The sequence below is a fragment of the Halomonas gemina genome, assembly GCF_023554995.1.
Lineage (GTDB): Bacteria > Pseudomonadota > Gammaproteobacteria > Pseudomonadales > Halomonadaceae > Halomonas > Halomonas gemina.
On sequence record NZ_JAMJPK010000003.1, the window covers coordinates 95,294 to 117,484 of the forward strand.

18 protein-coding genes are annotated in these 22,191 nt (G+C 68.8%); 5 read left to right on the forward strand and 13 right to left on the reverse strand.

The window, feature by feature from the left end; translation table 11 throughout:
• Positions 1-25: 25 nt before the first annotated feature.
• From M8009_RS07150 to M8009_RS07160, 3 genes are read right to left on the reverse strand one after another with little or no spacing between them, the layout of a single operon-like run.
• Complete coding sequence (locus M8009_RS07150) at positions 26-1,486, reverse strand: N-acetylmuramoyl-L-alanine amidase (protein WP_250060144.1); 1,461 nt, start codon at positions 1,484-1,486, stop codon at positions 26-28.
• On the reverse strand, positions 1,483-1,986 hold the full coding sequence (tsaE, locus tag M8009_RS07155; protein ID WP_250060145.1) for a tRNA (adenosine(37)-N6)-threonylcarbamoyltransferase complex ATPase subunit type 1 TsaE: 504 nt from the start codon (positions 1,984-1,986) through the stop codon (positions 1,483-1,485). The genes M8009_RS07150 and tsaE overlap by 4 nt, the downstream gene beginning before the upstream one ends.
• On the reverse strand, positions 1,967-3,502 hold the full coding sequence (locus tag M8009_RS07160; protein WP_250060146.1) for an NAD(P)H-hydrate dehydratase: 1,536 nt from the start codon (positions 3,500-3,502) through the stop codon (positions 1,967-1,969). The genes tsaE and M8009_RS07160 overlap by 20 nt, the downstream gene beginning before the upstream one ends.
• A gap of 99 nt (positions 3,503-3,601) precedes the next feature.
• On the opposite strand from M8009_RS07160, the gene queG reads away from it, so the two are divergent.
• Positions 3,602-4,705 carry a tRNA epoxyqueuosine(34) reductase QueG gene (gene queG, locus M8009_RS07165; protein WP_250060147.1) on the forward strand — a complete coding sequence of 368 codons (1,104 nt, stop codon included), beginning with the start codon at positions 3,602-3,604 and terminating at the stop codon, positions 4,703-4,705.
• A gap of 108 nt (positions 4,706-4,813) precedes the next feature.
• Here the strand turns inward: queG and orn are convergent, their stop codons facing one another.
• Positions 4,814-5,446, reverse strand: coding sequence for an oligoribonuclease (gene orn, locus M8009_RS07170; RefSeq protein ID WP_284047754.1), 633 nt, complete (start codon positions 5,444-5,446; stop codon positions 4,814-4,816).
• An 86-nt stretch (positions 5,447-5,532) separates the two neighbouring features.
• Between orn and rsgA the strand changes: the two genes are divergently transcribed.
• The 3 genes from rsgA to asd all read left to right on the forward strand — a co-directional run bounded on the left by rsgA (position 5,533) and on the right by asd (position 8,338).
• On the forward strand, positions 5,533-6,579 hold the full coding sequence (rsgA, locus tag M8009_RS07175) for a small ribosomal subunit biogenesis GTPase RsgA (protein ID WP_250060148.1): 1,047 nt from the start codon (positions 5,533-5,535) through the stop codon (positions 6,577-6,579).
• 73 nt (positions 6,580-6,652) lie between these two features.
• Positions 6,653-7,495 carry a sulfurtransferase gene (locus M8009_RS07180; RefSeq protein WP_250060149.1) on the forward strand — a complete coding sequence of 281 codons (843 nt, stop codon included), beginning with the start codon at positions 6,653-6,655 and terminating at the stop codon, positions 7,493-7,495.
• 9 nt (positions 7,496-7,504) lie between these two features.
• Positions 7,505-8,338, forward strand: coding sequence for an archaetidylserine decarboxylase (gene asd, locus M8009_RS07185; protein ID WP_250060150.1), 834 nt, complete (start codon positions 7,505-7,507; stop codon positions 8,336-8,338).
• On the opposite strand, the gene epmA is transcribed toward asd, so the two are convergent.
• On the reverse strand, positions 8,335-9,321 hold the full coding sequence (gene epmA, locus M8009_RS07190) for an EF-P lysine aminoacylase EpmA (RefSeq protein ID WP_250060151.1): 987 nt from the start codon (positions 9,319-9,321) through the stop codon (positions 8,335-8,337). The genes asd and epmA overlap by 4 nt on opposite strands.
• 194 nt (positions 9,322-9,515) lie before the next feature.
• A complete protein-coding gene (gene efp, locus M8009_RS07195) occupies positions 9,516-10,082 on the reverse strand; it encodes an elongation factor P (protein WP_133637396.1) in 567 nt (188 codons plus the stop codon).
• A 108-nt stretch (positions 10,083-10,190) separates the two neighbouring features.
• Between efp and epmB the strand changes: the two genes are divergently transcribed.
• Entirely contained in the window at positions 10,191-11,231 is a 1,041-nt protein-coding gene (epmB, locus tag M8009_RS07200) for an EF-P beta-lysylation protein EpmB (protein ID WP_250060152.1), read from the forward strand.
• A gap of 117 nt (positions 11,232-11,348) precedes the next feature.
• On the opposite strand, the gene leuA is transcribed toward epmB, so the two are convergent.
• The 7 genes from leuA to pgi all read right to left on the reverse strand — a co-directional run bounded on the left by leuA (position 11,349) and on the right by pgi (position 22,142).
• A complete protein-coding gene (leuA, locus tag M8009_RS07205) occupies positions 11,349-13,055 on the reverse strand; it encodes a 2-isopropylmalate synthase (protein ID WP_250060153.1) in 1,707 nt (568 codons plus the stop codon).
• A gap of 354 nt (positions 13,056-13,409) precedes the next feature.
• Positions 13,410-14,234 carry an ion transporter gene (locus tag M8009_RS07210; protein ID WP_250060154.1) on the reverse strand — a complete coding sequence of 275 codons (825 nt, stop codon included), beginning with the start codon at positions 14,232-14,234 and terminating at the stop codon, positions 13,410-13,412.
• A complete protein-coding gene (gene serB, locus M8009_RS07215) occupies positions 14,231-15,445 on the reverse strand; it encodes a phosphoserine phosphatase SerB (RefSeq protein WP_250060155.1) in 1,215 nt (404 codons plus the stop codon). The genes M8009_RS07210 and serB overlap by 4 nt, the downstream gene beginning before the upstream one ends.
• Positions 15,446-15,594: 149 nt before the next feature.
• The gene (parC, locus tag M8009_RS07220) at positions 15,595-17,856 is read right to left on the reverse strand and encodes a DNA topoisomerase IV subunit A (RefSeq protein WP_250060156.1); all 2,262 of its coding nucleotides are present in this window, start codon (positions 17,854-17,856) and stop codon (positions 15,595-15,597) included.
• Between the two features lie 7 nt (positions 17,857-17,863).
• On the reverse strand, positions 17,864-19,744 hold the full coding sequence (gene parE, locus M8009_RS07225; RefSeq protein WP_250060157.1) for a DNA topoisomerase IV subunit B: 1,881 nt from the start codon (positions 19,742-19,744) through the stop codon (positions 17,864-17,866).
• Positions 19,745-19,747: 3 nt separating this feature from the next.
• Positions 19,748-20,431 (reverse strand): YqiA/YcfP family alpha/beta fold hydrolase, encoded by a 684-nt coding sequence (locus M8009_RS07230; RefSeq protein WP_250060158.1) that lies wholly within the window; start codon positions 20,429-20,431, stop codon positions 19,748-19,750.
• 28 nt (positions 20,432-20,459) lie between these two features.
• Positions 20,460-22,142: a glucose-6-phosphate isomerase gene (gene pgi / locus M8009_RS07235; RefSeq protein ID WP_250060159.1), complete on the reverse strand. Its 1,683-nt coding sequence runs from the start codon at positions 22,140-22,142 to the stop codon at positions 20,460-20,462.
• Positions 22,143-22,191: the final 49 nt, after the last annotated feature.

Here is a 22,191-nt window from a genome sequence, read left to right on the forward strand (position 1 = left end):
CGGGTCTGAAGAGTGGGCACCGGCCTCACGACCGGGGGATGCGCAGCACCTGCCCGACCCGGATCACGTCGCCGTTGAGCTCGTTGGCCTGCTTGAGCTGGGCCACCGGAACGCCATGACGGGCCGCGATCTCCGAGAGGGTGTCGCCGGGCTGGATGCGATACTCGTTGCCCTCGGGGCTGCGGTTGCGGTCACGCTGCCAGGCCAGCAGGCTCGCCGGTGGCGGGTTGCGCTGGAAGTGGCCGCGGATGCCGCCGAACAGCGCCTCGACCATCCGCTGCTGATAGCCGCCGTCGCGCAGCCGACGCTCCTCGTCGGGGTTGGAGATGAAGCCGGTCTCGACCAGCAACGAGGGGATGTCCGGCGACTTGAGCACCATGAAGCCGGCCTGCTCGACCCGCGACTTGTGCAGCCGGTTGACCCGCCCGAGCTGGTCGAGCACCTGGCCGCCGATGGTCAGGGAGTCGTTGAGGGTCGCCGTCATGGTCAGGTCGAGCAGTACGCCCCGCAGCACCTCGTCCTTGTCGTCCAGCGACAGGCTGCCGTCGACCCCGCCGATCAGGTCGGCCTCGTTCTCGCTGGCGGCCAGCCACTGGGCGGTCTCGGAGGTGGCCCCCCGCTGGGAGAGGGCATAGACCGAGCTGCCGTTGGGCCGCGGGCTGGTGAAGGCATCGGCATGGATCGACACGAAGAAATCGGCCTTCTGTTCACGGGCGATGCGGGTCCGTTGGCGCAAGCCGACGTAGTAGTCGCCATCGCGGATCATTACCGCCCGGAACCCCTCCGCGGCGTTGACCAACCGCGCCAGGCGCTTGGCCATCTCCAGCACGACATCCTTCTCGCGGGTGCCCGCGGGGCCGATCGCCCCCGGGTCCTCGCCGCCATGACCGGCATCGATGGCGATGATGATGTCGCGTTTGGGGTGCGGCTGGGACGACTCCAACACCGGAGCGGCGGCAATGTCGGACGGGTCGCGGCCCTGTGCCACCGCCTCGCTGCGGGCACGCTCGGCGGCGATCTCCTGCTCGCGGATCATCGCCTCGATGGGATCGATGGGGTCCTCCACGGCGCTCTCGCCGGGGTACTCCAGGTCCACCACCAGGCGATGGCCGTACTGGTCGTTGGGCGCCAGGGTAAAGTGGCGGGGCTCGACCTCCCGCTCGAGTTCCAGCACCACCCGCAGGCCATTGCCGTCGCGCACGCCGGTGCGCAGGGTGCTGATGGCGCTCCCTTCGAGGTCCAGCCGGTCGACGCTGGCATTGAGCTGACTGTCGTCGAGGTCAATCACCAGGCGTCGCGGGTTGTCGAGACTGAAGACATTGGCCCGCGCCGGGGAGGAGAGGTCGAAGACCAGGCGCGCATGGTCGGGCGCCGCCCAGAGGCGGAGGTTATCGACGCTGGCGGCATCGGCCAGGCCGCTGGCCAGCCACAGTGCCAGCCCTGCGAGCCCGACCAGCAGGCGTCCTAGCGGTCTGGTGCGTGTCATTGCGCCGTCTCACCCTTCCTTTCCAGGATCCAGCCGGCCAACGCCGGCATCGCCGCCAGACACTCCAGCACCGCCCGGCCGTGGTCGCTTCCGGCCATCAGTGTCGCCTCGCGCCCGCTGCCGGCCAGCCGCAGGACCACCTCCAGGTCCGGAGGCGGCAGCCAGCCTTCGCCCCGCTCGGGCCACTCGATCACGCAGAGCGCATCCTCGGCGAGCAGATCGCGGCCGCCGATGAACTCCAGCTCCTCGGGGTCGCCCAGGCGATAGAGGTCGAAGTGGTGCACCAGGACCCCGTCCAGCTCGTAGGGCTCCACCAGGGTGTAGGTGGGGCTCTTGACCGCCCCCCGGTGGCCGCAGGCCCGCAGGATGCCCCGTGTCAGGGTGGTCTTGCCGGCTCCGAGCTCGCCGGTCAGGTGCACGCGACCATGACCCTCCAGGGCCCGCCCCAGGCACTCGCCGAAGGCGACCTGGCGGTCTTCGTCATCGAGTCGCAGCTGCATCGTCCTCGCCCATCGTCGGGTTGACCAGAATTCGTGCACAGGATGCCAGATCGCCGGCCAGCAGGCCACGCTCTCCTCCCTGCCGGGCCGCCATGTCGGCGGCCAGGGCATGCACCAGCACGCCGAGCCGGACCGCCGGCTCCAGGGGCAGCCCCTGTGCCACCAGAGCCCCCAGGATACCGGAGAGCGCATCGCCCATGCCGCCGCTGGCCATGCCCGGATTGCCGTAGGGGCAGACGGCGAGCCCGTCGTGGCCGGCCACCAGGCTACCGGCACCCTTGAGCACCACCACCCCGCCGTAGCGCCGCTGCAGGGCCAGGGCCGCCGCGGGCCGGTCGGCCTCGACCTCGCCGGCGGAGAGACCCAGCAGGCGGGCGGCCTCGCCGGGATGCGGCGTCAGCACCCAGTCCTCACGGCGCTGGCCGCTGAAGCGACTCGCCAGCAGGTTGAGGGCGTCGGCGTCCACCACCAGCGGCCTGTCGGTCGCGAGCGCCGCCTGCAGCACGCCCTGCCCCCAGCTGCCCTGGCCGAGCCCCGGCCCCACCACCAGCACGTCGGCACGCCCCGCCAGCCCGGCGAGATCCCCGGCACCGCGAATCCCGTGGACCATCACCTCGGGGCGGCGCACCAGGCTCGCGGTCACGTGCTCGGGGGCCGTGGCCAGGCTCACCTTGCCGGCACCCAGCCGCGCGCAGGCCTCGGCGGCGAGCAGTGCCGCGCCACCGAAACCCGGCGCCCCGCCCAGCACCAGCGCATGGCCGAAGTCGCCCTTGTGGGCGCTGCGGGCCCGCGGCGGCAGCCAGGCCGGGATCATACCGGCATCGAGCAGGCGGGCCGCGGGCACCAGATCCGCCTCGGCCTCGGCATCCACGCCCAGGGCACGGAAGTCGACCTCTCCTACCCGGGTCGGGGCCGCCCCGGTGTGCAGGCCCAGCTTGTCGCCGATAAAGGTCACCGTCCGCGAAGCCCTCACCGCGACACCCAGCACCGCGCCGGTGTCGGCATGCAGCCCCGAGGGAATATCGATGGCCAGCACCGGCCGGCCACTGGCGTTGATGGTCTCGACCGCCTCGCGTGCCTCACCGCGCACCTCACCGCCGAGGCCGGTGCCCAGCAGGGCGTCAACGATCACCTCCCCCTCGAGGACGAGATCCGACCGCCAGGGCGCGGCCTTAACCCCCGCCGCCGTGGCCATGTCGGCGGCGCGCCTGGCATCGCCGGACAGCTCGTCGAGCGGCTTGAGCAGGATGCGCTGCACGGCGAGTCCCTCGGTGGCGGCCAGTGCCGCCAGCACATGGCCATCGCCGCCGTTGTTGCCGCCGCCGCAGAGCACGCTGAGCGAGCGCACCTCGGGCCAGCGGGCCTTGAGGCTCTGCCAGGCGGCGGCCGCGGCGCGCTGCATCAGGGCGAAGCCCTCGATGCCCCCTGCGATGGTGCGCCGGTCGAGCTCGCGCACCTGGTCGGCGCGATAGAGCGGCCGCGATTGCCGCTCGGGGTGGGGGGCTTGCCGGGTCATCCGGTGTCTCCTCGTTCGGGATGCTTTACCATACCGAGTGTAAATTCTCTGCGCCTCACGCCAAGTCACGGGGCCGACCTGCATGGTGTTTTCTCGATCATGACCCCCCTGTCCCCGCCGAGTGACGCACTCGACATGAACGCCCTGGCCGAGCAGATCAAGGCCTGGGGCCGCGAGCTCGGCTTCCAGCAGCTGGGCATCACCGACGTCGACCTGGCCGAGGACGAGCGCTACCTCGAACGCTGGCTGGCGGCCGGCTTCCACGGCGAGATGGGCTTCATGGCCAAGCACGGCACCAAGCGCACCCGGCCGGCGGAGCTGGTCCCCGGCACGCTGCGGGTGATCAGCGTGCGCCTGGACTACCTGCCCGCCGAGGTGGAGACGGCGAAGGTGCTGGGCCAGCCGGAGACCGCCTACGTCTCCCGCTACGCCACTGGCCGCGACTACCACAAGCTGATGCGCAAGCGACTGGCGACGCTCGCCAAGAGGATGGAGGCCGAGGTGGGCCCCTTCGGCTACCGCGCCTTCGTCGACTCCGCCCCGGTGATGGAACGCGCCCTGGCCCGCAAGGCGGGGCTGGGCTGGTTCGGCAAGAACGCCATGCTGCTCAACCCCAGGGCCGGCTCGCTGTTCTTCCTGGGCGAGCTCTACACCGACCTGCCGCTGCCGGTGGACGCCCCCTTCGAGGGCGACCACTGCGGCAGCTGCAGCGCTTGCCGCACCGCCTGCCCTACCGGCGCCATCGTCGAGGACCGGGTGGTCGATGCCCGGGCCTGCATCTCCTACCTGACCATCGAGCTGTTCGGGGCCATTCCCGAGCGCTACCGCGAGGCCATGGGCAACCGGGTGTTCGGCTGTGACGACTGCCAGCTGGTCTGTCCCTTCACCCGCTTTACCCGGGTCTCACGCGAGGCAGACTTCGCGCCCCGCCACGACCTGGACCGCGCGAGCCTTGTCTCGTTGTTCGCCTGGGGCGAGGAGGAGTTCCTGGAGAAGACCGCCGGCAACCCGATCCGGCGCATCGGCTACGCGCGCTGGCTGCGCAACCTCGCCGTGGGGCTCGGCAACGCCCCCTGGAGCGAGGCCGTGGAGGCCGCGCTGTGGGCACGCCTGCCCTACCCCTCCGACCTGGTCCGCGAGCATGTGCGCTGGGCCCTGGCCCGGCAGCGGCAGAAGCGCCAGCGACTGATCGCCGCAGGCTAAGCGGCCAAGCTGCCAAGCTGCCACCACGGTGGGCAGCTATCGGGTAAGGGCCAACCCCGCGGCAATGGCCTCGTGGTTGGCTTGTAGCTCGGCGCTTGCAGCTCGGCGCTATTCTTCTTCGTCGCGCTCGTCGTCCGCCAGGCGCAGGAAAGTCTCGCGATAGTGCGCCAGCTCGGCGATGGACTCCCTGATGTCGTCCATGGCGAGGTGCACGTTGCGCTTCTGAAAGCCGGCCAGCGCCCCCGGGTTCCAGCGCTTGGCCAGCTCCTTCAGGGTCGAGACGTCCAGGTTGCGGTAGTGGAAGAAGGCCAGCAACTCGGGCATCTCCCGCTCCAGGAAGCGGCGGTCCTGGTGGATGCTGTTGCCGCACATGGGCGAGGTGCCGGGGGCGACATGCGCCCTGAGGAAAGCCAACGTCTGCTGCTCGGCATCGGCGGTATCGATGGGGCTCTCCTTCACCCGCTTCACCAGGCCGGAGGCGCCATGGGTCCGGGTGTTCCACTCGTCCATCGCCTCGAGGAGGGTGTCAGGCTGGTGCACCGCGATCACCGGCCCCTCGGCGACGACGTTGAGCTCGCTGTCGGTGACCAGGGTCGCCACCTCAATGATCCGCTCGCGGTTCGGGTCGAGCCCGGTCATCTCCAGGTCGATCCAGACCAGGCGCTGGTGTCGCGGGTCCTGGGTGTCGGTGGACTGGGTCTCGGGGGACGGTGAGGTCTCGGAGAAAGCGTGCTCTGCCATGGGGGTTCCTTGCATGCGCCCGCTTGACGACAGCGGACACCTTGGGTGAGTACAATGAGACCCATTGTAGCGAGCTTCAGGCCCCCATGAGCAAACGCAAGTTGAGCCGCCAGCAGCGCTGGCGCATCGAGAAGGTCCAGGCCGAACGCGCCCGGCGTGCGGACCAGCGCGACGCCCGGGACGGCGATAAGCTGGCCGCCGGCGAGTACGGGCCCGAACAGGCCGGTCGGGTGATCGCCCATTTCGGCCGCACCCTGGACGTGCGGCCCGAGCAGGGCGGTGATGCCGTTCGTTGCCACCTGCGCGCCAACCTCGAGGGGCTGGTGACCGGCGACCGGGTCATCTGGCGCGCCGCCCATGACGCCAATGACGGCGTGGTAGTGGCCCGGGGCGAGCGCGACAACGTCCTGGAGCGTCCCGATGCGCGCGGCCAGCTCAAGCCGGTGGCCGCCAACATCGACCAGATCCTGATCATCTTCGCGGTGGAACCGGCGCCCCACGCCAACCTGATCGACCGCTACCTGGTGGCCGCCGAGGCCACCGGCATCGCCCCGGTGCTGGTGCTCAACAAGATCGACCTGCTGCCGCAACACGGCGGCGAGCTGCGCGACCTGCTGGCCCGCTACGAGCGTCTGGGCTACCCGGTGGTCACCACCACCACCGAGCGCGAGGGGGGCCTCTCGGCCTTGCACGCCCGGCTGGCCGGACGCACCTCGGTGTTCGTGGGCCAGAGCGGCGTGGGCAAGTCCTCGCTGATCGACCGCCTGTTGCCAGACGAGGAACTTCGCATCGGGGCGCTGTCGAAGGACACGCGCAAGGGCACCCATACCACCACCACCGCGCGCCTCTATGTCCTGCCGAGCCCCGCCCCAGGCGCTGCGTCCGAGGCCAGCGAGGGCGAGCTGATCGACTCGCCGGGGATCCGCGAGTTCGGCCTGGGCCACCTGGACGAGCAACAGGTCACCGAGGGCTTCGTCGAGTTTCGCGACGTCCTGGGCCACTGCCGCTTCCGCGACTGCCGCCACCGCCATGAGCCGGGCTGCGCCCTGCTCGCCGCCGTGGAACGCGGCGACATCCACCCCGAGCGCTTTGCCAGCTACCGACGCATCCTCGAGAGTCTCGGGGAAGCCTGACGCCAGGCGCCTGAATCAAGGAGCCTGGATCAAGGAGTCGAGTTTAAGGAGCTGAATTTAAGGAGAATGTGCCATGAGTTCCGAAGACAACCTGCTCCCGCTGATCATCGAGCCCGACCAGCTCGTCGACCACCTTGACGAGCCGTCGCTGCTGATCATCGACGTGCCACTCAAGGCCGAGAGCTACGGCGAGGGGCACGTTCCCGGCGCTGTCTTCCTGGATCATCGCCTGCTGATGCACGGCGAGGACCCGACCGGCGAAGCCGTACCCAACGAGGTGCCCACGGTGGAGGCGCTCTCCCGGCTGTTCTCGTCGCTCGGCCTGACCCGGGACACCCATGTGGTCGCCTACGATGACGAGGGCGGCGGCTGGGCCGGACGCCTGCTGTGGACCCTGGAGCTGATCGGCCACACCCGTTACTCCTATCTCAACGGCGGCATCCACGCCTGGCGGGAGGCCGGCCGGCCCGTCTCCACCGAGGCATTCGCGCCCCAACCCAGCGACTACGAGGCGGAGATCCTGCACCCCGAGGTCGCCATCGATCGCCTCGAGCTCCAGGAGCGCCTTGGCGAGAAGGGGTTCGCGGTCTGGGATGCCCGCTCGCGCGCCGAATACGACGGCGAGAAGGGCAACAACACGCGCCTTGGCCACATCCCCGGTGCGGTGAACATGGAGTGGACCGAGGCCATGGACCGGGAGCACGGCCTGCGGATCCGCGACTATGCGGAGCTCGTCACCGAGCTCGAGGCCCTGGGCCTGACCCCGGACATGGAAGTGGTCACCCACTGCCAGAGCCACCACCGCAGCGGCTTCACCTGGCTGGTGGGCAAGGCGCTGGGCTTCGAGAAGATCCGCGGCTATGCCGGCTCCTGGAAGGAGTGGGGCAACCGCGACGATACGCCGATCGAGACATAGGACACCCTCTTGCCACTCTCGCGACTCTTTGCCCTGATCCAGTACCCGCTGCCCCACCACCTGCTTTCGCGGCTGGTGGGCGGGCTCGCCGACTGCCGACTGCCGTGGCTGAAGAACGCCCTGATCAAGGCCTTCATCCGGCAGTTCCGCGTCGACATGGACGAGGCCGCCGAGCCCGACCCGACGGCCTACGCCACCTTCAACGACTTCTTCACCCGCGCCCTGGAGGAGGACGCCCGTCCCGTTGGAGAGGGCCTGGTCTCACCCGCCGACGGCACCCTCTCGCAGTTCGGCGCCGTCGAGGCCGGCCAGCTGCTCCAGGCCAAGGGACACCGCTTCTCGATGATGGAGCTGCTCGGCGACGACGGCGAGGCGGCCCGCCGCTACCTCGGCGGCAGTTTTGCCACCGTCTACCTCTCGCCGAGCGACTACCACCGGGTCCACATGCCCGCCAGCGGCACCCTCACCGAGATGGTCTATGTGCCGGGCCGGCTGTTCTCGGTGAACGCCGCCACCACCGAGCATGTACCCAACCTCTTCGCCCGCAACGAGCGGCTGGTGTGCCACTTCGATACCGAGCACGGCCCCATGGTGGTGGTGCTGGTCGGGGCGATGATCGTCGCCGCCATCGAGACGGTCTGGGCCGGCCAGATCACCCCGCTCTCCGGTGAGGTGCAGCGCGTGCGCTTCGACACCCCGGTGCGCCTCGAGAAGGGCGATGAGATGGGCCGCTTCAAGCTCGGCTCCACGGTGGTGATGGCGTTCAGCGAGCCGGTCGCCTTCACCGACACCATTGAGCCCGGCGCCAAGGTACAGATGGGACAGTCGCTGGGAAGCGTCTAGCAGCGCGGCGTGGCGAAGGCCATGACTTCCGCCACGCTCGACTTGCCCAGCGCCAGCTGAATCAACCGGTCGAGGCCCAGCGCCACGCCGCTGCCTTCCGGCATGCCGTTCGCCAGGGCCGCCAGCAGGCGCGTGTCCACGTCCACCTCGGACAGGCCTGCGGCGCGCCGAGCAGCATTGTCCGCGGCGAAGCGCGCCGCCTGCTCCTCGGCGTCGATGAGCTCGTCGTAGCCATTGGCGAGCTCCAGCCCCTCCAGATAGAGCTCGAAGCGCGAGGCCACCCAGGCACCGTCCTCGAGGTCGCGATGGTGGCGCGCCAGGGCGGCCTGGCTGGCGGGATAGTCCACGACCACGTCGAGGCCATCCCGCCCGAGGTGGGGTTCGATCGCGAGGCTCATCAAGAGGTCCAGGCAGCCGTCGCGGTCACTGTCGGCCATGTCCAGGTCGCCCACCTCCCCCGCCAGGCGCCGCAGCTCGGCGAGCGGGACGCTGAAGGGGTCGATGGCCAGGTGTTCGCGGAACAGCTCGCGGTAGCGGCGCTGTCGAAGCGAGCCCGGCTTATCCCCCAGTTCTGGGCCCAGCACGCTGCTCACCAGGGCGGCGGTCTCCTCGATCAGCGCCTCGAGCCCTAGCCCGGGGCGATACCACTCCAGCATGGTGAACTCGAGATTGTGACGCCGCCCCACCTCGCCGTCGCGAAAGCTTCTGGCCAGTTGGAAGATCGGCCCTGAGCCTGCGGCCAGCAGCCGCTTCATATGGAACTCCGGGGAGGTCTGCAGCCAGAGCCGCTCGCGCCCGGCCGGGGTGGTGGCCTGGGCGGAAAGCGAAGCCAGGTGCACCTCGGTGCTGCCGCCGTGGCCCAGCACCGGCGTCTCCACCTCCAGCACGCCACGGCGGGCGAAGAAGGCACGCACCTCGGCGAGCAGTCGCGCCCGCTCATGCAGGGTCTCGATAGTCGCCGTGGGGCGCCAGTCGTCTGTCATGTCCCGACCTCCAGAACCGACAAGGCCACGCCGTTAGCGTGGCCTTGAAAGCTTTATCAACCCAGCTTTCGCCCTCTCCGAGCGATGCTCAGACAAGGCGAATCCCGAGTAAGGCGGCGGAGTTTAGCAGCGCTAAATGAGCAAGCCGTCTCGGGATTCAACGCCGTATGAGCGAGCGCAGGAAGGGCCGAACCTCAAGCGCGGGAGACGTACTCGCCGGACCGCGTATCCACCTTCAGCACCTCGCCCTCGTTGATGAACAGCGGCACGCGCACCACGGCGCCGGAGGAGAGAGTCGCCGGCTTGGAGCCCCCCTGGGCGGTGTCACCCTTGAGGCCCGGGTCGGTCTCGGTCACTTCCAGCTCGATGAAGTTCGGCGGGGTGACGTTGATCACGTTGTCGTTCCACAGGGTCACGGTGTAGGGCACCTGCTCCTTGAGCCACTTCTCGGTGTCGCCCAGGGCCTTCTTCTCCACGGCATACTGCTCGAAGGAGCCATCGGTCTTCATGAAGTACCACATGTCACCGTCGGTATAGAGGTACTCCATCTCCAGTTCGAGGACGTCGGCGGCTTCCAGGGAGTCGCCGGACTTGAAGGTGCGCTCCCAGACGCGGCCGGTCATCAGGTTGCGCAGCTTGACGCGGTTGAAGGCCTGTCCCTTGCCGGGCTTGACCAGTTCGTTCTCGACGATGCTGCACGGGTCACCGTCCAGCATCACCTTCAGACCGCCCTTGAATTCGTTGGTAGAATAGTTGGCCATGATGTCTTACCCATATTCGAGCGCGCCACCGGCACTGGCCGGGGGCGCGCGCAAGCAGATGAAGTTCGACGGGGAACTCGCCCCCGTCCGCATTGACTGGTGTGTCGCATGATAACCCGAAGCAGCGCCCTTTTGCAGCGTCCCGGCCGGGAGGAGGCGCAGCCCCTGTCCATCCAGTCCCGCTGGCAGACCCAGCTGGCCAGGGCGATCCGCGATCCCCGCGAGCTGTGCCGCCGCCTGGGACTCGACGAGGCCTGGTGGGTCGGTGCCGAACGTGGCCATGCCCTCTTCGAGGTGCGGGTCCCCGAGGCCTACCTGGCACGCATACGCCCCGGCGACCCCTCCGACCCCCTGCTGCGCCAGGTGCTGCCGCTGGCCGAGGAAGAGCTGGTGGCGCCCGGCTATGTGGCCGACCCCCTGGCTGAGGCCGAGCATGCCCCTGCACCGGGGCTGATCCACAAGTATGCCGGCCGGGTTCTGCTCATCGCGAGTCCCGCCTGCGCGGTGAACTGCCGCTACTGCTTCCGCCGCCACTTCCCCTACGAGGAGAACGCTCCCTCGCGCGCGCAGTGGGAGGCCAGCCTGGAGCATCTGCGCGAGGATGCGAGCATTCACGAGGCCATCCTCTCCGGGGGCGACCCCCTGGCCGCGAGCGACCGCCAGCTGGCCTGGCTGGTCGAGCGCCTGGACGCCGTCCCTCACCTCAGGCGGCTGCGGATCCACACCCGGCTGCCGGTGGTGATCCCCGAGCGCATCGACGACGCCCTGCTCGGCTGGCTCTCCGCCAGCCGCCTGCAGAAAGTAATGGTGCTGCACATCAACCATGCCCACGAGATCGACGAGGCCGTCATCGCGGCATGCCGCAGGCTGAAAGACGCCGGGGTGACCCTGCTCAACCAGAGCGTGCTGCTGCGCGAGGTCAACGACTCGGTGGAGGCCCTGGCCGCGCTCTCCGAGCGGCTGTTCGAGGCCGGCATCCTGCCCTACTACCTCCATGTGCTCGACCCGGTGGCCGGGGCGGCGCACTTCGACGTGCCGGACGACGAGGCCCGCGAACTGGTCGCGGGCCTGAGAGAGGTATTGCCGGGCTTTCTGATGCCGCGGCTGGTGCGGGAGATTCCCGGCGAGGCGAGCAAGACGCCCTTGTAGCGCCGAGCGCCGAGCTGCAAGGATCAAGGGGGGGGCAAGGCGACCTTTGCAAGGAGCCCTGCCGGCGTCAGGCCAGCGGGGCTCCTTGATCCTTGCTACTTGCGCCTTGTTACCCCGTCACGCCAGTGACGCTGCCGTGACGTTGGGCGCCGCGGCCCGGGTGGAGAGGTGGCGGTTGAGGGCACTCATCACCGCCTTCATGGAGGCACTGGTGATGCTCTCGTCGGTCCCGACCCCGAACACCGCCTCGTCGCCCGCGCGCACCTCCACGTAGGCGATCGCCTCGGCATCGGCGCCCTGGCCCCGGGAGTGCTCGTGGTAGTCGATGATCTCAACGTCATGACCGGCCGCGGCCAGCGCCTTGATGAAGGCGGCCAGCGGGCCGTTGCCCTGGCCCGTCACGATGCGACGCTCGCCATCTTCCTCGATGGTCGCCTCCAGGTTCACCCGGGGGCTGTCGGGCTCGGAGGAGAGGCGGTGGCCCACCAGGGTGAACGGCGAGTCCTTGGCCAGGTACTCGTCGACGAAGGCCTGGTAGATCATCTGCGAGGTGATCTCGCGCCCCAGGCGGTCGGCCACCTCCTGCACCACCTGACTGAACTCCATGGAGAGCCGGCGCGGCAGTTCGATGCCATGCTCCTGCTCCAGCAGGTAGGAGACGCCACCCTTGCCGGACTGGCTGTTGACGCGGATCACCGCCTCGTAGCTGCGGCCCACGTCCAGCGGGTCGATGGGCAGGTAGGGGACCGCCCAGACGGCATCCGGATGGTCACGACGCTCGGTCATGCCCTTCTTGATGGCGTCCTGGTGGGAGCCGGAGAAGGCCGTGAACACCAGGTCGCCCACGTAGGGATGGCGGGGATGCACCGGCAGCTGGTTGCAGTGCTCCACCTCGCGCATGATCGGGGTGATGTTGGAGAAGTCGAGTCCCGGGTGCACGCCCTGGGTATAGAGGTTCATCGCCAGCGTCACGATATCGACGTTGCCGGTCCGTTCGCCGTTGCCGAACAGGGTGCCCTCGACGCGATCGGCACCGGCCATCACGGTCAGCTCGGCGGCGGCCACGCCGGTGCCGCGGTCGTTGTGCGGGTGAACGCTGACGATCAGCGCATCGCGATTGGCCACGTGGCGGCAGAACCACTCCACCTGGTCGGCATAGTTGTTGGGCGTGGCGACCTCCACCGTGGCCGGCAGGTTGACGATCATCGGCGCCTCAGCGGTGGCCCCGTAGGTCTCCATGACCGCCTCGACGATCTCCCTGGCAAACTCCATCTCGGTAGTGGTGAACAGCTCCGGCGAGTACTGGAAGGTCCAGTTCGTCTCGGGGGCCTCCTCCATGCGGCTCCGGATCTGACGGGTGGCGTCCACGGCAATCTGGATGCACTGCTCCTTGCTGACCTGGAAGACCACGCGGCGGAAGACCGGGTCGGTGGCGTTGTAGACGTGGACGATGGCGTTCTTCGCCCCCTTCAGCGCCTCGAAGGTGCGGTCGATCAGGTGGGGCCTGGCCTGGGTCAATACCTGGATGGTGACGTCATCGGGCACCTTGTCCTGCTCGATCAGGGCGCGCACGAAGTCGAAGTCGGTCTGGGAGGCCGAAGGAAAGCCCACCTCGATCTGCTTGAAGCCGATCTTGACCAGCAGGTCGAAGAAGCGCTGCTTGCGCTCCTGGTCCATGGGGTCGATCAGCGCCTGGTTGCCGTCGCGCAGGTCGACGCTGCACCACTGGGGCGGCGTCTCGATGCGGCGATTCGGCCACTGGCGGTCGGGCAGGTCGACGGCCACGAAGGGGCGGTACTTGGAGGCGGGGTTATCGAGCATCATGGTGGCGTTCTCCCAGGACTGGCGATGCGGCACTCTTGCGAATACGGCTCAGAAACGGCAACGCCCCGACGGCCAAGGGCCTGTCGGGGCGTCACACGAGGTATCGGACACGACTATGACGAAGGCGCGAACGACATGGCATTCGCGACGACTCGGCATAGCACGGATTTTCATGGAACGACTGCTGGTGGTGGCTGACATGGTACGACCTCGTTTCGACCGGGACCTTCTGGCGAAGGACAATGGCGATGCAGGCGGCATCGCCCACGCTCTCAGGAGCGGGCTAGTAGTCGTAGGTCGAGGTCATACGCCGTCATGTTCATGCCTCTAGAGAATCAGGATCGGGAGGCCTTGTCAACTCCGACGTTCGAGCAGCGCCTCCATCCGGGAGAGCTGGTCACGCAGTTCTCGCACGTCGCTGCGCAGGCCATGCAGCTCGGCGGCCTCGCCCTCGCCGCTCTCGATCTCCATCTGCACGCTCTCCTTCTGCATCACGTCGAGCACGATGCCGATCATCATGTTGAGGAAGATGAAGGCGGTGAGGAAGATGAAGGTCAGGTAATAGAGCCAGCTCCAGGCATACATTTCCTGGGTGGCATACATCACGTCGGTCCAGTCCTCGAAGGTGGCGATGCGAAACAGCGTGAGCATGGCCGTGGAGATATTGCCCCACAGGAATTCGTCGATATCCGCGTAGAGGAAACTGCCGAGCGCGGCGTAGATGTAGAAGATGATGAACATCAGCAGGGCCACGTAGCCCATGCGCGGAATCGACTTGACCAGCGCCGCCATCAGCATGCGCAGCTCGGGAATCATCGAGACCAGGCGCAGCACGCGGAAGATGCGCAGCAGCCGTGCCAGCAGCACCATCTCCGAGTCGTCCAGGGGTATCAGGCTGGCGGTGACGATCAGGAAGTCGAAGATGTTCCAGCCCTTGCGGAAGAAGTCGCGCAGGCGCTTCTCGGCCGCCATGCGGATCAGGATCTCCACCAGGAAGAACACCGTCACCGCCACGTCCATGGCCAGCAGCCACTGCTGGAAGCGGTTGGTCTCCTCGTAGGTCTTGGCGCCGATCAGCAGCGCCGAGACCACGATGATGGTGATCACCGTCAGCTCGAAGGCCTTGTGGGCGCGCAGCCGCTCGAAGCGGTCGCGCCATGTCTCGAAGGTCGTGCTCACCGCTCCGGTTCCTCCAGGTCCCCCTGGCGATAGCCGATCAGGTAGAGCACGGCGTCGAGCCCCAGAGTGGAGATCGATTGCCGGGCCTGGGCCCGCACCAGCGGCTTGGCACGGTAGGCGATACCGAGCCCGGCGGCGGCCAGCATCTTGAGGTCGTTGGCGCCGTCGCCCACGGCGATGGTCTGCTCCATGGCCAGCCCCTCGCGTCGTGCGATCTCGTGGAGCAGCTCGGCCTTGCGGTCGGCATCGAGGATCGGCTCGCGCACCTCGCCGGTGACCTTGCCGTCCTCGATGACCAGCTCGTTGGCATGGACCTCGTCGAAGCCGAGCGTCTCCTGCAGGTGGCGAGCGAAGTAGGTGAAACCGCCGGAGAGGATCGCCGTGCGATAGCCCAGCCGCTTGAGGTGGTGCATCAGCCGCTCGAGGCCATCCATCAGCGGCAGTTCCGCGGCGATCTCGGCGAGCACCGACTCATCCAACCCCTTGAGCTTCGCCATGCGCTCGCGGAAGCTCTGCTGGAAGTCGAGCTCGCCGCGCATGGCTCGCTCGGTGACTTCCGCCACCTCGTCACCCACGCCGTGACGGCGGGCCAGCTCGTCGATCACCTCGGTCTGGATCAGGGTGGAATCCATGTCGAAGCAGACCAGGCGGCGATGGCGACGCCAGATGGAGTCCTCCTGGAGGGCGATATCCACGCCGTGCATGGCACCCAGCGCCAGGGCCTTCTCGCGCAGGGCGTCGAGGTCGACCTCCTCGCCGCGCAGCCAGCACTCCACGCAGGCACCGTGCTCGGGCATGCCGCCGTCCAGCGGCTCGCGGCCGGAGAGGCGGTGGATCAGCTCAACGGTCAGGCCGTGCTCGGCGGTCAACGCCCCCACCTCGGCGAGGATCCCGGCCGGCAGGTGTGGCGCCAGCAGGGTCAGGATCAGCCGCGGCTGGCTCGCCTGCACGCTCCAGCGCTGGTAGTCCTCGGCGCTGACCTGGATCGCCTGGATCCCCAGGCCCAGGGCGTCTCCCGTCGCGGCCAGTGCGCCTTCCAGATCGCTCTCCTGGGCGAGCCCTACCAGGGCCTCCAGGGAGAGGATGCCGAAGGTCACGCTCTGGTTGATGTCCAGCAGCCGGGCGCCGCTGGCCGCCAGCGCCTTGCCGAGACCAGCCAGCTGGCCAGGGCGTGCCACACCGGTGGCGCGGATCAGTACTCGTCGTGTCATGGTTGCCTCGGGAGCTCACTCGGTTCCGCGGCTTAACCGGCAACAGGCCTGCCAGGAGGTGCTGTGAACCCCTCCCTGGGCGCTACCGACGCCATCCCTGGCGTAGGACCTCCTGTTCGGCCTGTCCCCGGCGCCGCGGTATCATCTTGTCATTCGCCGGCGTCCAATGCCTCCAGCCGGTCGACCTTCTGCAGGCCACGGGGCAGCTTGCTGCCGCGCCGGCCGCGTTCGCCACGATAGTAGTCCAGATCGGCGGCCTTGAGCGTCAGGTGGCGCTTGCCAGCATGCACCACCAGCGCCGCGCCGGCAGGAAGCACCACCAGGTCGCGCACGAACTCCTCGCGGCGGGCGGCCCGGGCGCCGGGGATGTCGATCATCTTGTTGCCCTTGCCCTTGGCCATCTCGGGCAGCTGCGAAAGCTCGAAGACCAGCAGCCGTCCCTCGTTGGAGACCGCGGCCACGCTGGCGCCCTCCCCGGCCGGCAGCTCCAGCGGCGGCAGAACATTGCAGCCCTTGGGCACGCTGAGGATCGCCTTGCCCGACTTGTTCTTGCCGATCAGTTCCTCGAGGCGGGCGATGAAGCCGTAGCCGCCGTCGGAGGCCAGCAGGAAGCGTCTGTCGGGCGGTGCCAGCATCAGGCCGGCCATGTGGGCCCCCGCCGCCACATTGACCCGCCCCGTGACCGGCTCGCCCTGGCCCCGGGCACTGGGCAGGTTATGGGCCGAGAGCGTATAGGCCCGCCCGGTGTCGTCCAGCAGCACCAGCGGCTGGTTGGTCTTGCCCCGCGCGGCGAGGTGGAAGCGGTCGCCGGCCTTGTAGGAGAGCCCGGTGGGGTCGATCTCGTGGCCCTTGGCGCTGCGGATCCAGCCCTTCTCGGAGAGCACCACGGTGACCGGGTCGGCGCCGACCAGCTCCACCTCGGAGAGCGCCCGGGCCTCCTCGCGCTCGACCAGCGGCGAGCGGCGGGCATCGCCGTGTGCCTCGGCGGCGGCGCGCAGCTCCTCCTCGATCAGGTCGGTGAGCTTGGCCTCGCTGCCCAGCAGCTCCTGCAGGCGCTTGCGCTCGGCCTCGAGCTCATCCTGCTCGCCGCGGATCTTCATCTCCTCGAGCTTCGCGAGGTGGCGCAGGCGCAGCTCGAGGATCGCCTCGGCCTGGCGGTCGGAGAGCCCGAAGGCCTCCATCAGTGCGGCCTTGGGCTCGTCCTCCTCGCGGATGATGCGGATCACCTCGTCGATATTGAGGTAGGCGGCCAGCAGGCCCTCGAGGATATGCAGGCGGTCCTCGACCTTGCCCAGGCGGTGCTCGAGCCGGCGCCGCACCGTGGCACGGCGGAAGCGCAGCCACTCGCCGAGCAGGTCGGGCAGCGCCATGACCCGCGGCCGGCCGTCCAGCCCGATCACGTTCATGTTGACGCGAATGTTCTTCTCGAGGTCGGTGGTGGCGAAGAGGTGCGCCATCAGCGCCTCGATGTCGACCCGGTTGGAGCGCGGCTCGATCACCAGCCGCGTCGGCTCCTCATGGGTCGATTCGTCGCGCAGGTCGGCGACCATGGGCAGCTTCTTGGCCTGCATCTGGGCGGCGATCTGCTCGAGCACCTTGGCCCCGCTCACCTGGTAGGGCAGCGCGGTGACCACCACGTTGCCCTCCTCGCGCACGTAGCGGCCCCGCAGCTTCACCGAGCCGCGCCCGCTCTCATAGAGCTTTCGCAGGTCGCTGCGCGGGGTGATGATCTCCGCCTCGGTGGGAAAGTCCGGCGCGGGCATGTGCGCGAGCAGGTCCGTCGTGGTGGCCTGGGGATGGCGCAGCAGGTGGCAGGTGGCCTCGACCACCTCGCCCACGTTATGCGGCGGGATGTCGGTGGCCATCCCCACGGCGATGCCGGTGCCGCCGTTGAGCAGCACGTGGGGCAGGCGCGCCGGCAGCACCACCGGCTCGTTCATGGTGCCGTCGAAGTTGGGGGTCCAGTCGACGGTGCCCTGGCCCAGCTCGGCGAGCAGCACCTCGGCGAACTTCGACAGTCGCGCCTCGGTGTAGCGCATGGCGGCGAAGGACTTGGGGTCGTCGGGGCTGCCCCAGTTTCCCTGGCCATCCACCAGCGGGTAGCGGTAGCTGAACGGCTGGGCCATCAGCACCATGGCTTCGTAGCAGGCGCTGTCGCCGTGGGGGTGAAACTTGCCCAGCACGTCGCCGACGGTGCGTGCCGACTTCTTGTACTTGGCACTGGCGTTGAGGGCCAGCTCGCGCATGGCGTAGATGATGCGCCGCTGCACCGGCTTCATGCCGTCGCCGATATGCGGCAGCGCCCGGTCGAGGATGACGTACATCGAGTAGTCGAGGTACGCCTTCTCGGTGTACTCGCGCAGCGAGAGGCGCTCGACGTCGCCCTCCGCCACCTGGATATCCATGGTCATAAGGGGATCAGACCTCTATGTCAGCGAGGTTGCCGTAATCTTCGAGCCAGCTCTTGCGGTCGGCGGCACGCTTCTTGGCCAGCAGCATGTCCATCATCTCCATGGTGCCGTCGCCGACCTCGCGGGTGAGCTGCACCAGGCGGCGGGTGTCCGGCGCCATGGTGGTCTCGCGCAGCTGCAGCGGGCTCATCTCGCCCAGCCCCTTGAAGCGCTGGACGTTGACCGTGCCACGCTTGCCCTCGAGCTTGCGCAGGATGGACGCCTTCTCGCTCTCGTCCAGGGCATAGTGCACCTCCTTGCCCAGGTCGATGCGGTAGAGCGGCGGCATGGCCACGAAGACGTGGCCGGCATCCACCAGCGCCGGGAAGTGGCGCACGAAGAGCGCGCACAGCAGGGTGGCGATATGCAGGCCGTCGGAGTCGGCATCAGCGAGGATACAGATCTTGTGGTAGCGCAGCTTGGAGAGATCATCGCTGCCCGGGTCCATGCCTACCGCCACGGCGATGTCGTGGACCTCCTGGGAGCCGTAGATGTCGTGGCTCTCCACCTCCCAGGTGTTGAGGATCTTGCCGCGCAGCGGCAGGATCGCCTGGGTCTCGCGGTTGCGGGCTTGCTTGGCACTGCCGCCGGCGCTGTCGCCCTCCACCAGGAAGAGCTCGCTGCCGGCCGGGTCCTGGCCCGAGCAGTCGGCCAGCTTGCCGGGCAGCGCCGGCCCCGAGGTGACCTTCTTGCGCGCCACCTTCTTCGAACTCTTCTGGCGGCGCTGGGCGGCACTGATCACCAGCTCGGCCAGGGTCTCGGCCTGGTCCACGTGGTGGTTGAGCCACAGCGAGAAGGCGTCCTTGACCACCCCGGAGACGAAACCGGCCACGGTACGCGAGGAGAGCCGCTCCTTGGTCTGGCCGGCGAACTGCGGGTCGAGCATCTTCACCGAGAGCACGTAGGAGACCCGCTCCCAGAGGTCCTCGGCGCTGAGCTTGACGCCCCGCGGAAGCAGGCTGCGGTATTCGCAGAACTCGCGCAGGGCGTCGAGCAGGCCGGCGCGCAGACCGTTGACGTGGGTGCCGCCCTGGGTCGTGGGGATCAGGTTGACATAGCTCTCGAGCAGCGGCTCGCCGCCCTCGGGGAGCCACTGGATCGCCCAGTCCACGCCGTGTTCATCATCGGCGAAATGGCCGATGAAGGGCGAGGCCGGCAGCACCTCATAGCCGTCGGTGGCCTGGGCCAGGTAGTCGCGCAGGCCATCCGCGTACTGCCAGACGCTCTCGTTGCCGTCGGGCTCGACCAGGGTCACCTTGAGGCCCGGGCAGAGCACCGCCTTGGCGCGCAGCAGGTGCTTGAGCCGCGAGAGCGAGAGTCGGGGGCTGTCGAAGTAGCTCTCCTCGGGCCAGAAGCGCAGCACCGTGCCGCGGGCCCGCTTGGGGGTGCTGCCGATCACCTGCAGGGGGGAGGCCTTGTCGCCGTGCTCGAAGGCCATGCCGTGGCGGCTGCCATCGCGCAGCACCTCGACCTCCAGGCGTTTCGACAGGGCGTTGACCACCGAGACACCGACGCCGTGCAGGCCGCCGGAGAAGCGATAGCTCGACTGGGAGAACTTACCGCCGGCGTGCAGCCGGGTCATGATCAGCTCGACCCCGGAGACCCCGTGCTCGGGATGGAGGTCGATGGGCATGCCGCGGCCATCGTCGGCGACCTCGACGCCGCCATCCTCGAACAGCCGCACGGTGATCTCACCGGCATGGCCGGCCAGTGCCTCGTCCACGCTGTTGTCGATGACCTCCTGGACCAGGTGGTTGGGCCGCGAGGTGTCGGTATACATGCCGGGGCGCTTGCGCACCGGCTCGAGGCCGGAGAGGACCTCGATGGAGCTGGCACTGTATTGCGTCATGCATCACCCAAAGTGGTTGCGATCGTTCGTGTCGCCCGGAATGCCGGCGCCCTCTTTCCCGGGGACCTTCCTGCCGGCCCGCCCTGGCGGCAGGCGGTGGCCGCCATGGGCGAGGATCGCCGGCAGGTAGTCGGCCAGCGCCGCCAGGCCATGATCCCCCTGCGGGTGCAGGATCGTTTTGGCACCACGATACAGGGCGAAGGCCTCGGCCGGGTCCAGGGTCTCGTCGGCGGTCCCCAGCAGCAGCAGATAGCGCTCGGCCGTGACCCGTTCGGGCGTCAGTGCCTCGAGCTCCTCGAGGTGCGCGGCCTCGATGGCGAAGCGCTCGCCGGTATAGGCGTTGTCGAAATGCTCGCCGACCCACTCCGCCACCAGGCCCGCCGGGGCCACCGCCGGGTTGATCAGCACCCCCGCCAGGTCGTGCCGCTCGGCGACCAGGGTCGCCAGGAAGCCGCCCATGGAACTGCCCGCCACCAGCGGCCGCGGCCCCAGCCTGGCCAGCCGCGACTCGGCCAGCGCCAGGGCCGCCGCCGGGCGGTGCGGCAGCTGCGGCGTGGCACAGGGCAGCCCCAGCCACGCGCAGGCCTCACGCACCAGCGCCGCCTTGGGCGAGCCGCCGCCGCTGTTGAACCCGTGCAGGTAGAGGACCCCGCTGGCGGCCGGTGGGTGCCGGGCGGCACTCAGCATACCGCAACCCCTGTACATGCAGCCAGTGTCATCGCGCGCCGCGCTCCGCCGCCCAGACGGCCTCGATCAGCCCCCGGGTCGAGTCGTCCATGTCGGCGATGTCCGCCTGGTGCTCGAGGATCCGCTGGGTCTCGCCGGCGATCTTCTTGCCCAGCTCCACGCCCCACTGGTCGAAGGGATTGATGTCCCAGATGGTCGCCTGGACGAACACCTTGTGCTCGTAGAGCGCGATCAGCGCGCCGAGGGTGGCCGGCGTCAGCCGGTCGAGCAGCAGGGTGCTGGAGGGCTGGTTGCCGCGGTAGCGCTTGTGCACCGGCCGCGGGCCGTCCTCGTCGATGGCCTCGTCGCCGAGCATCAGCACCCGCGACTGGGCGAAGCAGTTGGCGAGCGTCAGGCGGTGCTGGCCCATCAGGTGGTCGCGGGTGGCGGGATCCTCCACGTCGTCGTAGCGCACCTTGGGGGCGATGAAGTCGCACTCCACGGACTGGGTACCCTGGTGAAGCAGCTGGTAGAAGGCATGCTGGGCATTGGGCCCCAGCTGGCCCCACAGCACCGGACAGGTGGAGTAGCCGACCTCGTCCCCGTCGTGGGTCACCGACTTGCCGTTGGACTCCATCTCCAGCTGCTCGAGGTAGGCGGCGAAGAACTCCAGGCGACCGTCGTAGGGCAGGATCGAATGGGCCCGGATGTCGAGGAAGTTGACGTTCCAGATCCCCGCGAGCGCCAGCAGCACCGGCAGGTTGTCGGCAAGCTTTGCCTCGCTGAAGTGGCGATCCATGGCATGGGCCCCGGCGAGCAGCTCGCGGAAGTGCGCCATGCCCACCACCAGGGCGATGGGCAGGCCGATGGCGCCCCACAGCGAGTAGCGGCCGCCGACCCACTCCCAGAACTCCAGCTGGTGCTCCTCGGCGATGCCCCAGTCGTTCATCTTCTCGGGGCTCGCCGAGACGCCGATGAAGTGCTGGCGCATCACCAGCTCGGCATCGACGCCCTCCTCGCGGTTCTCGCCCATCAGCCGGGCGATCAGCCAGTCCCTCGCGGTGCGGGCATTGGAGAGGGTATCGATGGTGGTGAAGGACTTCGACGAGAGCACGAACAGCGTGGTCTCGGGATTGAGCCGTGCCAGGTAGTCGGCCAGCTGGGAGCCGTCCATGGTCGAGGCGAAGTGCACGTCGATGGTGTGCACGCCCTCCGGCCGGTAGTCGGCCAGGGCATGGGTCACCATCAGCGGGCCCAGGTCGGAGCCACCGACCCCCAGGTTGACTACATCGCGGATCGCCCGGCCGGTGGCGCCGCGCCACTGGCCGGCATGGAAGCGCTCGACCATGGCGGCCATGCGCTCCAGGGTGGCGTGCACCGAGGGCACCAGGTCCTCGCCCTCCACCATCAGGCTGGCCTCCGGCGGCAGCCTCAACGCGGTATGCAGGGCCGGCCGGTCCTCGCTGCGGTTGACCCGCTCCCCGGCGAGCAGGGCGCGGATCGCCTCGGGCACCTCGGCCTCGCGGGCCAGGTCGAGCAGCCGGTCGAGGGTCTCGTCGCGCCAGCGCTGCTTGGAGAGATCCAGGGTCAGCCCCGCCGCCCGGCGGGTAAGGGCCGCGTGTCGCCCCGGCGCGCCGGTGAACAGCTCGCTCAGGTGAGTGGTGCGCATCTCGCGGGCGTGCGCGGCCAGGGCCTGCCAGGCATCGCGCTGGTCGATCGTGGGGTGTGTCATGGCTTCCTCCTTGACGTCCTGTCGTGCAGCCAGAGTGGGCGAGGCGTAG

What these genes read in the sequence shown, in the direction of transcription:
- M8009_RS07160 (WP_250060146.1), bottom strand. Translation starts at nt 3,502, where the DNA reads ATGACCCGGCAAGCCCCCCACCCCGAGCGGCAATCGCGGCCGCTCTAT.
- epmA (WP_250060151.1), bottom strand. Translation starts at nt 9,321, where the DNA reads ATGACAGACGACTGGCGCCCCACGGCGACTATCGAGACCCTGCATGAG.
- leuA (WP_250060153.1), bottom strand. Translation starts at nt 13,055, where the DNA reads ATGATGCTCGATAACCCCGCCTCCAAGTACCGCCCCTTCGTGGCCGTC.
- epmB (WP_250060152.1), top strand. Translation starts at nt 10,191, where the DNA reads ATGATAACCCGAAGCAGCGCCCTTTTGCAGCGTCCCGGCCGGGAGGAG.
- efp (WP_133637396.1), bottom strand. Translation starts at nt 10,082, where the DNA reads ATGGCCAACTATTCTACCAACGAATTCAAGGGCGGTCTGAAGGTGATG.
- serB (WP_250060155.1), bottom strand. Translation starts at nt 15,445, where the DNA reads ATGACACGACGAGTACTGATCCGCGCCACCGGTGTGGCACGCCCTGGC.
- parE (WP_250060157.1), bottom strand. Translation starts at nt 19,744, where the DNA reads ATGACGCAATACAGTGCCAGCTCCATCGAGGTCCTCTCCGGCCTCGAG.
- M8009_RS07180 (WP_250060149.1), top strand. Translation starts at nt 6,653, where the DNA reads ATGAGTTCCGAAGACAACCTGCTCCCGCTGATCATCGAGCCCGACCAG.
- queG (WP_250060147.1), top strand. Translation starts at nt 3,602, where the DNA reads ATGACCCCCCTGTCCCCGCCGAGTGACGCACTCGACATGAACGCCCTG.
- rsgA (WP_250060148.1), top strand. Translation starts at nt 5,533, where the DNA reads ATGAGCAAACGCAAGTTGAGCCGCCAGCAGCGCTGGCGCATCGAGAAG.
- parC (WP_250060156.1), bottom strand. Translation starts at nt 17,856, where the DNA reads ATGACCATGGATATCCAGGTGGCGGAGGGCGACGTCGAGCGCCTCTCG.
- tsaE (WP_250060145.1), bottom strand. Translation starts at nt 1,986, where the DNA reads ATGCAGCTGCGACTCGATGACGAAGACCGCCAGGTCGCCTTCGGCGAG.
- pgi (WP_250060159.1), bottom strand. Translation starts at nt 22,142, where the DNA reads ATGACACACCCCACGATCGACCAGCGCGATGCCTGGCAGGCCCTGGCC.
- orn (WP_284047754.1), bottom strand. Translation starts at nt 5,446, where the DNA reads ATGGCAGAGCACGCTTTCTCCGAGACCTCACCGTCCCCCGAGACCCAG.
- M8009_RS07230 (WP_250060158.1), bottom strand. Translation starts at nt 20,431, where the DNA reads ATGCTGAGTGCCGCCCGGCACCCACCGGCCGCCAGCGGGGTCCTCTAC.
- M8009_RS07150 (WP_250060144.1), bottom strand. Translation starts at nt 1,486, where the DNA reads ATGACACGCACCAGACCGCTAGGACGCCTGCTGGTCGGGCTCGCAGGG.